Source organism: Poseidonibacter antarcticus, from assembly GCF_003667345.1.
GTDB classification, from domain to species: domain Bacteria; phylum Campylobacterota; class Campylobacteria; order Campylobacterales; family Arcobacteraceae; genus Poseidonibacter; species Poseidonibacter antarcticus.
In genome coordinates, this window is record NZ_RCWF01000024.1 from 1 (window position 1) to 9,152 (window position 9,152).

Here is a 9,152-nt window from a genome sequence, read left to right on the forward strand (position 1 = left end):
GGATATTCTCTTTCTATATTTAAATTATCATCAAGTATTCCATGAAATGTGATAGCAATAGTTCCATAATTATATTCTTTTTTAAATTATAGAATTCTATATTTGTAGTTAAAGGATTAGCATATTCAATGATTTTTTTTTGTTTTTTTTCAGTATTGTTAAAAATATCAAATTTTATCCATACATTAAAATTAGGAGAGTATCCAAATTCTAAATATTCTTTATAATTTCTTGAGAAGTTTATTCTATTTTCTTTAATATCTTTTATATCAATTTTTCTACTACTATCAATATAGATATATGAATCAATTAGTATATTTTTTCTACTTCTATTTTTATCTAATTTTATTTCAGCAAAAAGAAAACTAAATAAAGATAAAAATAATACTTTCAAAATATATCTCTTAATAAAATATTTAAGAAGGCTTTACACCAGTTAGTAAAAATATAGGATATTTTCCATAAGGTTTTTCTGCAACACTTACTGTTTCAATTTTTAAATCTACAAAACCAATACTTTTTGCAAGATTAAAGAAATACTCTTTATCAAAACCAAAATGATAAACTCCTGTATCTTCTGTATGAAAACTTCCATCCTCCAGTTCTAAGTCAGAAAGTGCAATAATTCCTCCAGCTTTTAACATTTTTAAAAATTTTCCCATTAGAGATTTTACATCTTTAACATGATGTATTGTCATTGAAGAAATTATTCCATCTAAAGGTTCTACTGATATTTCTTCAAATATTATATTCTTTGATACAATTTCTACATCACATATGAATTTTTTTTCCTTGATTTTTTCTTCTAGCTTTTGATTCATTGTCTTTGAAATATCATTTGCAATAATTTTTTTTATATCTTTTGAAATATATTCAGTTAATAAACCTGTACCAGAACCAAAATCTAAAAAAACATGATTTGAATTTAAATTAATTGCTTTCTTTATTCCTAAAGCTATATTTTTTACATTGTCTACTCTTTTAACATCATTCTCATAAACTTGTGATTTCTTATTAAAAAAATCTTTTTCTTTCATAATTTACCTTTATTTAAAGATTATAATAATTAATCATCTATTTTAATTATAATATAATAAAAAATTATAATTAAACAAATATTATTTAAAAATTATGTATATATTATAAGAATTGTAAAAAATTTACACAAATAATTGATCTAAAAAATAAATAAAAGATTGTTTAATATTATACTTCTAACTTATTATAAATACTAAAAAAGTTACATCCAAATAACCTAGACATAGTTGCTTTATTAATAAGGTAACCTTTACAAAAAGGTACAAAATGCGACACGACTCTTAAATATTGCTTAATTTAGACCTTTTTAGATTATGGCGTTTGAGCCAGTTATAAAGATTAGCTTCTGTAGTGTTATATCTATTTGCTATAAATTTTTGTGTTGATCCATTTGATAGTAAAGCCTCAATTTCAGGTTTAAATTTATCAAGTTTACTTTTCCCTGGTCCTTTTGGACGACCAAGTTTTATCCCATTTTCCTTTTTAACTCGTAATGCTTCTTTTGTACGAATTGAAATAAAATCTCTTTCGATTTCCGATGCAATAGCAAATGCCATTGCCATAACTTTACTTTGAATAGAATCATCAAGATTCCAATTGCCTTTTATTGCGTATATTTTTATTTCTTTTTGAGATGCTATAGATAGTATCTCCATAATCTCCAACATACTTCTGCCTAAGAGAGAAAGTTCGCTTACAATAATAATATCTCCAGTAGAACTTCGCCAAAGAATTGAGAAACAACTTAATAAAGTAGAGGCTTCAAATAAATTTTCTAAAGCAGTATTCTTTAGAAATAATGCAGAGTTTATATTTGCATCACAAGAGGAACAAAATATTGCAAATAACTGCAAAAGACTTATTCAAAATACTGTCATACTTTGGAACTACTTATACATCAACAAAAAATTGCAACTAGCTTCATCACAAACACAAAAGGATGAAATCATAGAAGCACTAAAGAACAGTTCAATAGTTCACTGGAGTCATATCAATTTTTATGGTACTTATGATTTTACAAAAATAGATAAAAAAGTATTATCAATGATTAGCTAAAAAATCACTCTATATTTGGACGAGAAATGGTTTTATGAGTTTGGAAAGAATCTAAGTAAAGGGAATGTCCTTATAGAGGCTTTAAAATCTAGTTTAAGCTATATTTAAAATTCTTTGTCGCATTTTTCCCAAATATGTAAAGGTATTCTATATCTCCAATCCTAGCAAATATGGTACTTGATGGGATTGAAGAAATAGCTAAAAGTCATAGAAAGAAATTCCAAAAGATGAAAGATGGTGTCATTTTATATCGATACAGTAATCATTTTAATTTTGTAAGATATGCCGATGATTTTGTAATCATCAGCAATAACCCGAAAAATCTTCGTTTACTTCAAAAAGATATAGAAATATTTTTACAAGTAAGAGGACTAGAGCTTTCTAAAGAGAAAACTTTTATTACTCATATACGAAAAGGATTTGACTTCTTAGGTTTTAATTTCAGAAAATATCCAAATAATAAAGTGATAGTAAAACCAAGTAAAGATGGAATAAAATCTTTTAAATCTAAAATCAAAGAGATATTTAAACAACATAACTCTTCACCTTTAGAACTATTAATTGATAAACTAAACCCTTTAATAAAAGGTTGGGCTTACTATTATAGATTTGTTAATTCAAAGGTTATATTCTCACTACTAGACCGATATATTTGGTACAAATCTTTTAACTGGGTCAAAAGACTTCATCAAAGGCGAGAAATAATGAAATATTATAAAAAATATTTTAAACTATCACCTAACTATCAATCAGAAACTTTATCAAATGGTATTAAGTATGTAGCAAGATTATCGGCTTTGCCATTACTTGAACATATTAAAATAGTATCAACTGCTAACCCTTATAATAAAGATGATAATTTATACTTTACTAAACGATATATTTCCCTAAAACTTCGCAATAAATTTAGTTATTAATGCTTGAGCCGTATGCTGTGAAAGTAGCAAGTACGGTTCTTAGGAGAGGGAGTGACTGTGAGGTTGCTTCCTTATCCGACTATATCACAAAGAAATTACAACAAGCCCCGACCCAAAAAGAAAAAGATGAGATATTAGATGCTCTCAAAAATAGTTCAATTGTTGCCTGGTCTCACATTAATTTATTTGGAATATACGACTTCCAAAGCTATTCAAAACGAATTCATCGTTTAATTGCTCTTGAAGAGACAAAAGGATTTATGAATACTATCAGTCCTGAAAAATAATTTTGTTCATTGTCGATGATATATGGGATCTAACAATTCCATATATCTAAATTTAAGCTAGATTTAAAGGGTATTGCCGATAAAAAGGAAATATGGATTTACACCCTATATAGTGCTATTATTTAAATATAGCCCTAAATTAAAGGATAATACATTTTAAGATTTTCTTTACTCTTATCTTTTTCATCTAATAAAATAAAAGAATTAGGTTCCTTTTCATAAAAAGATATAACTTTTTCTTGATTTACAGAGTCGAGAATTATAAAACGCCCTCCTATAATAGAATTAGTTTCTTTTATTGTCTCTATTGATTCATCTAACATAAACTGACCAATTTTAGATGAACAGTTTGTTGATTTACCTAATTGTGCAATTAAATAACAAGGGATATGTTTTCTTGCTTTGTCTATGCCATCTAATTTTTTAATTATAGATTTTGATAGACCATTTGTTTCTAATACTTTTAAACTAATTGTAAAATAACCGACAATAACTGGGTTATTATTTTCCGTTATAGCAGTATATAAATATGTTCTTGTTACATGACTCTTTTCAAGTCTTATTGCTTTGTTTTTATTATGTAAAAAGTTTTGTAAGTCTTCATTAATACTACAAGTAAAAGTTTCAAGTAGTTTCAAAACCTTTACTTCCTCATAATCCTTTAATAAAGTCGTTAATTGTGTTAATTCAAGTGATTGATAGTATTCTTCATCTGTCAATGATAATATCTTTATATTCTTGCCATGGCACTACATAGTTTTGTATTAGTTTTTCTTCTTATTGATTTAAATCTACTTCTTCTTTGGGAATCTGAAGACTCAACTTTTCTTAAATATACATCACTTGTAGCTTTTGTTAATGCTTCTTTATGTATTTCTGATAATGATATTTTTTTATATATAGTTTTTGTCATAAGTTATTCCTTTCTTCATTTAACACTATTTATATCATATTAAACATAATATGTCAAATGATATTACAATGTTATATAGTTTTTCCTTCATACTGTAATTCTAGGACTTAATTTAATATGTTTAGGAAATTTCTCATCACTAACCCAAAGCCATATAGTACTTCTTACAATACCAGTCTTTTTCATAACTGATCTTTAGGATACGAGATTAATGAACACTCCCCCAGTTGTAGTATTTATTTTTTCAATAATTTCTAATGTTTCAATTCTTAATTCACTTTCTTCAAGTACATCTTTCTAAGCAGCTTTATAACCATCTTCATATGTTTGTCCAAAAGCAACTGTTACTAAAAACAAAATAAAAAATATATTTTTTATTTAAGCATCCTTTAGAATATTTTATAAATAATTATTAATTTCAATTGTCACATAAGCTATATTTTGGATTAAGGAAAGATCCCCAACAATTTCTTAGTCCATATGATGAGTATTGAACTCCATTATTATTTCCATTATATTGAATATAAGCTCTGAATAATTTTCCATCTTTTAATTTTCCTTGAATATAATAGTCATTAATATCACTTCTTATTTTACCAGCATATAATATTTTATAATTTTTAATTTTAGATGAAATACCACGAAGAGACGTTTTAATTTCATCATCTACTTTTTTAATTTTATTAGCTATTCTTTTTTCTTCTTTTTTTTCTATATAACTGTCATAACCATATTTTGCTATAATTACAATTAACACGATGTATAATATCTTTTTCATTATTTGCCTAAATTATTTTAATTATTATAACATTTATTCAAGTTAAAGCATTTTAAATATGGCTTAAATTCTATTTTCAATGACCCTCTTCCCATAATCTCTAATTTCACCCTCTGGAGATACATACTTATATAAAGTAACTCTTGTAATTTTTAGTTCCTTACAAAGTTCTACAACACTTGTATTTCTATTTTTCATTGATACTTGGGCAAGTCTTACTTGAGATTTAGTAAGATTAAATTTTCTTCCACCCCTTCTACCTCTTGCACGTGCTGCTTGAAGTCCTGCTATTACTTAAACATATTAAAATAGTAGCAAGCAACTGCTAACCCTTATAATAAAGATGATGATTTATACTTTACTAAACGATATATTTCCCTAAAACTTCGCAATAAATTTAGTTATTAATGCTTGAGCCGTATACCGTGAAAGTGGAATGTACAGTTCTTAGGAGAGGGAGTGACTGTGAGGTTGCTTCCTTATCCGACTAGATTTGATTTTGCATTTGCTTTATTAGTTTGTGATATTTTAGATTGTAAGATTGAGGTGGTTTATAATTAAAAGATATCTTCATCTTGTTTTATAATAATTCAAAATAGATAAAGTTATATTGCAATTTTGTTTATGTAGGTATAACATACTTATTAAAATATCATAAAAAAAGGATTATGAGGCTACACTTTCCTAATTAAAAGACTTAGAGTGAATTTTAGCTTATTTTTTTATACGAGTTCATTTTACACTCTCGAATTTTAGTTACCTCTCCAGTTTTTAGGAGTTAATAAATAGCAATAAAGAATCTATAATTCAATCATAATTATTTTAAACCACTTATGCAGTGGCAGGTAAAATTATTGAAATATAGATTGCAAAATAATATTAAACTATCCCATAAACCTTGCTTAATAATGTATTGGGAGACTTAAAGATGTAATCTGGAATAGCAATACTTCTAAATCTCTGTTCAAAATCATCTTCACTAAATTCTAATACATTTAAAAGTTTATCCAGTATGTCTTCTATATTTGAATCATTCATATAGTTAAATTTTTCTTTTACTTCTATATAAGTATATCTACTATCATCTATCTCTACTAAAACATTTTCTTTATCAATTATTTTCAATGTATCATCTCTTGCTAGTATCATTTGAAATTGAAAACTTCCTGCTCTCCATTCTGTAAAAAATCTATTACTTATAAAGCTAGTGTGTTTACTCTTTGCAAATAGTTTATTATTAAAATAGCTATTCATTTCACTCTCTATTTGGTTATTTTCAATAAAAGGTAAAGTATCTTTCTGAGGTGACATTATATAAGATGAATTCAATTTATAATCTACAATGTTAAACATTTTAGAATCTTGCTTTTCTGATAGCTGCTTAAAAGTATTCTTCATTACTATTACATTTGTATTTATAGCTTTTTCTTCTCTATGTCTTCGTACTCTTCCACAAATTTGAATAATTGACCTTGTCGATGTAGACTCTACTATGCACCAATCAAAGTCGTGATCCCTACCTACCTCTTCTACTCCTGTACTTATAACAATATTTACAATATCTGTCGTGTTTTCATCTTTTTTATTGTAAGCTTCTTTAATAATACTACTATCTAAGAAAGGGTCTATTTTTCCTTTTCTATAAAGTGCTTCATCTAATTTCTTTTCTAAAAAAATCCTTGTCCCTAAAAGAAGTCTTCCATGATAAAACATTAAATTTAATCTTATATTTTGTTTGTCTAAATCCTCTGCTTGATTATTAAATTCATTAGCAATTTTATAAGCATCTTTTATGCTATTTGCTTTAACTAAGCCAATTGAAGTCTGTATATCCTTATAGCTATATTTATTTTTATGATGAAGTTCTATGCTGTTTTCGACATAATCTGAAAGACTAGTATTATCAAAAATGACAGCCTTATTATTCCAATCGTTTTTTTCTATGTCCTTTGATAACTTTTCGATACTACCTTTTAGCTTATCTTTTACTTCTAGTTTTTCTATGTTTTCAGTAGAATATGATTCATTTATGAAATCACTAAGCAAATGAACATTAAAATCTCTATTAACTCCCTCATATAAAGAAAAATCTCTATTGCCCTCATAATAAGCATCTGATATAGCAGTCGCTACTTCTTTTGATAATGTCGCAGTAGTTATGATTAAATTCTTCCCAAAAAGTCCACATAGATATATCATTCTAGTCACTGATTTAAAATCTTCAGTGCCATACATATCAATTTCATCAATTATTAAATCAGAACTCATTAGTCTTAATTGTGCCAATATGTGATTAGATTTTCTCCAGTCAGTGGCTTTTATTAAATAATCAATAGTTGAAATAAGAACAGGAGTATCTATTAATGTCTCTCTTTTTCGATTATAAGCTTGTGTTTTAATATATTTTGGCAAGTTTGAACTTCTCAGTCCTCCATCTAAATCTATATTCTCATAAGAATCAACCTTATCATTTTCTATACATTCTTCTTCTAATTTTTTATTCAGTTCTAAAGCATCTGTTGAACCTATTAGTGTAGCAATATTATCTCTATTGATAAAGTCTTCATAAACCTTAGCTGTTTGTGTAGTTAAAGTTCGTAATCCTAACGCAACACTTAATCTAATGCCAGAATCTCCAGAAAGCATAGCAGCTATTTTAATACCTGTAATTGTTTTTCCACTCCCCGTTGACGAAGCAAGAAATACTAAATTTGGTTTTTTATTTATTGACGATTGTTTTAATTGTTTTAATGCTTTATTTTGCCACAAGAATTTGCCTCTAGATGGGATAAAAATTTTTTCATTAATTTCATTTTTATAAATATGACTTAATTTATTTCTTATTTTTGTAAAGTCTTCTATAATAATAGAACTTACTTTTCCCACTCTTGATAGGTGAGCTTTTAAAGACTCACCTCCATAGCTTATACTTTTTGCTAGTAGTTCTTTGTTGTGACGCTTTTTGTTTTTGTTTACTCTTGAAGATACAAAATGATCTGAAAGCATTAACGCTAATCTAAAATAAATAAAATGACCTCTGTTGAGCTTGAAAAAAATATTTTTATCTTCCAAGTCTTTTTTTAAACTGAAAAATCGTTGAAGAATATATTTTGTATCTGAATGATTTAAGTGTTTCATGCAAAAATCAACATCAAATTTATCTTTTATATCATCAAAATCTCTAATATGTTCTTTTAGATTGATGATATTCCCAGAATATCCTAATATTTTATGATGAGTTAATACTGTAGCTATTAGAATGCTATTCTCTGGAAAGGATATTTCTGAAAACTTTTTAGTTTCACTAGACTTAATTTTTGCAAGTTCTTTAGATATAAAGTCTTTTGTATCGGTACCTTGTTTTACTTCTTCATTTATTAAATAAAACAGAACACTTAATAGTTCATGTCGAAGCAGGTCTTTATTTGGCTTTTTTGGATTTGATAAAAACTTTTGAAAATAATTACTCATTTTTCCTAAATCGTGAGAATATCCTATTAGATTCAATAATTGTTTATATTCTGAGATGTTTTTATTTCCACTGCTTTTGAAGTATTTGTCATGGCTTGAAATATCGCTTGTAGAAACAGGGCATGAACCATCTATTCCGAACTTGTTTTTGTTCCCTATAATTACAAATAGTTTCATTACTCCTTCTTTAAAAATATAAATTGATACAGAAGTATTTCTTCTTGCCTCTTTTCTTAAATGGGAAACAAGATTCTGAAGTCCTTCATTAGTTATATTACATTGCCATGTCTTATCAGATATTCTTTTTGCATACAAATCTACAATTGCTCTTGTTTTTTTTAGAGCATTTTTTTGACATCTTGAGACAATATTTATTTTATACATTTGAATCACCTACAGCAATGGTTTTTACTTGCAAGAATAGTTTATCTAGTATCTTCTCTTTATGTATCATCTCAATAAGCCTTTTTCTAAAATCACTATTTGTTACTCCATTATAGGAACAATAAAAAGAAAAAGGAAGGCATATTGCATCTTTAATTAAGTCAGCAACATCAAAGACTAATGCACCTCTTCTTGTTTTTCCATGTAGTAAAGCAAAAGCATAAGATATTCGAATACCTTTACATATTTGGGAAAAATGCGACAAAGAATTTTAAATATAGCTTAAACTAGATTTTAAAGCCTCTATA

13 protein-coding genes are annotated in these 9,152 nt (G+C 26.5%); 3 read left to right on the forward strand and 10 right to left on the reverse strand.

The window, feature by feature from the left end; all coding sequences use genetic code 11:
* Positions 1–19: 19 nt before the first annotated feature.
* From D9T19_RS14120 to D9T19_RS14130, 3 genes are all read right to left on the reverse strand, one after another.
* On the reverse strand, positions 20–394 hold the full coding sequence (locus tag D9T19_RS14120) for a 7TMR-DISMED2 domain-containing protein (RefSeq protein WP_162984605.1): 375 nt from the start codon (positions 392–394) through the stop codon (positions 20–22).
* A 22-nt stretch (positions 395–416) separates the two neighbouring features.
* Positions 417–1,037 carry a class I SAM-dependent methyltransferase gene (locus D9T19_RS14125; protein ID WP_228198015.1) on the reverse strand — a complete coding sequence of 207 codons (621 nt, stop codon included), beginning with the start codon at positions 1,035–1,037 and terminating at the stop codon, positions 417–419.
* Positions 1,038–1,319: 282 nt separating this feature from the next.
* Positions 1,320–1,706 (reverse strand): recombinase family protein, encoded by a 387-nt coding sequence (locus tag D9T19_RS14130; RefSeq protein WP_205588732.1) that lies wholly within the window; start codon positions 1,704–1,706, stop codon positions 1,320–1,322.
* 37 nt (positions 1,707–1,743) lie between these two features.
* Here D9T19_RS14130 and D9T19_RS14825 point away from each other — a divergent pair, with 37 nt between their 5' ends.
* The 3 genes from D9T19_RS14825 (at position 1,744) to D9T19_RS14145 (ending at position 3,298) form a co-directional block, all read left to right on the forward strand.
* The gene (locus D9T19_RS14825; RefSeq protein ID WP_228198018.1) at positions 1,744–2,094 is read left to right on the forward strand and encodes a Tn3 family transposase; all 351 of its coding nucleotides are present in this window, start codon (positions 1,744–1,746) and stop codon (positions 2,092–2,094) included.
* A gap of 158 nt (positions 2,095–2,252) precedes the next feature.
* Positions 2,253–3,011, forward strand: a complete 759-nt coding sequence (locus tag D9T19_RS14140) for a group II intron maturase-specific domain-containing protein (protein ID WP_228198019.1) — start codon at positions 2,253–2,255, stop codon at positions 3,009–3,011.
* Positions 3,012–3,028: 17 nt separating this feature from the next.
* Positions 3,029–3,298 carry a transposase gene (locus tag D9T19_RS14145; protein WP_162984606.1) on the forward strand — a complete coding sequence of 90 codons (270 nt, stop codon included), beginning with the start codon at positions 3,029–3,031 and terminating at the stop codon, positions 3,296–3,298.
* 134 nt (positions 3,299–3,432) lie between these two features.
* Here D9T19_RS14145 and D9T19_RS14150 read toward each other — a convergent pair whose 3' ends face one another.
* The 7 genes from D9T19_RS14150 to D9T19_RS14180 all read right to left on the reverse strand — a co-directional run bounded on the left by D9T19_RS14150 (position 3,433) and on the right by D9T19_RS14180 (position 9,109).
* Positions 3,433–4,017, reverse strand: a complete 585-nt coding sequence (locus D9T19_RS14150; RefSeq protein WP_121628899.1) for a hypothetical protein — start codon at positions 4,015–4,017, stop codon at positions 3,433–3,435.
* An 11-nt stretch (positions 4,018–4,028) separates the two neighbouring features.
* On the reverse strand, positions 4,029–4,211 hold the full coding sequence (locus tag D9T19_RS14155) for a hypothetical protein (RefSeq protein ID WP_121628900.1): 183 nt from the start codon (positions 4,209–4,211) through the stop codon (positions 4,029–4,031).
* Positions 4,212–4,298: 87 nt separating this feature from the next.
* Complete coding sequence (locus D9T19_RS14160; RefSeq protein ID WP_121628901.1) at positions 4,299–4,397, reverse strand: helix-turn-helix transcriptional regulator; 99 nt, start codon at positions 4,395–4,397, stop codon at positions 4,299–4,301.
* Between the two features lie 232 nt (positions 4,398–4,629).
* The gene (locus D9T19_RS14165) at positions 4,630–4,989 is read right to left on the reverse strand and encodes a hypothetical protein (protein ID WP_162984607.1); all 360 of its coding nucleotides are present in this window, start codon (positions 4,987–4,989) and stop codon (positions 4,630–4,632) included.
* A 63-nt stretch (positions 4,990–5,052) separates the two neighbouring features.
* Positions 5,053–5,187, reverse strand: coding sequence for a Hin recombinase (locus D9T19_RS14910; RefSeq protein WP_228198016.1), 135 nt, complete (start codon positions 5,185–5,187; stop codon positions 5,053–5,055).
* A gap of 681 nt (positions 5,188–5,868) precedes the next feature.
* Complete coding sequence (locus D9T19_RS14175) at positions 5,869–8,844, reverse strand: CRISPR-associated endonuclease Cas3'' (RefSeq protein WP_121628903.1); 2,976 nt, start codon at positions 8,842–8,844, stop codon at positions 5,869–5,871.
* Entirely contained in the window at positions 8,837–9,109 is a 273-nt protein-coding gene (locus D9T19_RS14180; protein ID WP_121628904.1) for a CRISPR-associated endonuclease Cas1, read from the reverse strand. Before D9T19_RS14180 ends, D9T19_RS14175 begins: the two co-directional genes overlap by 8 nt.
* Positions 9,110–9,152 lie beyond the last annotated feature (43 nt).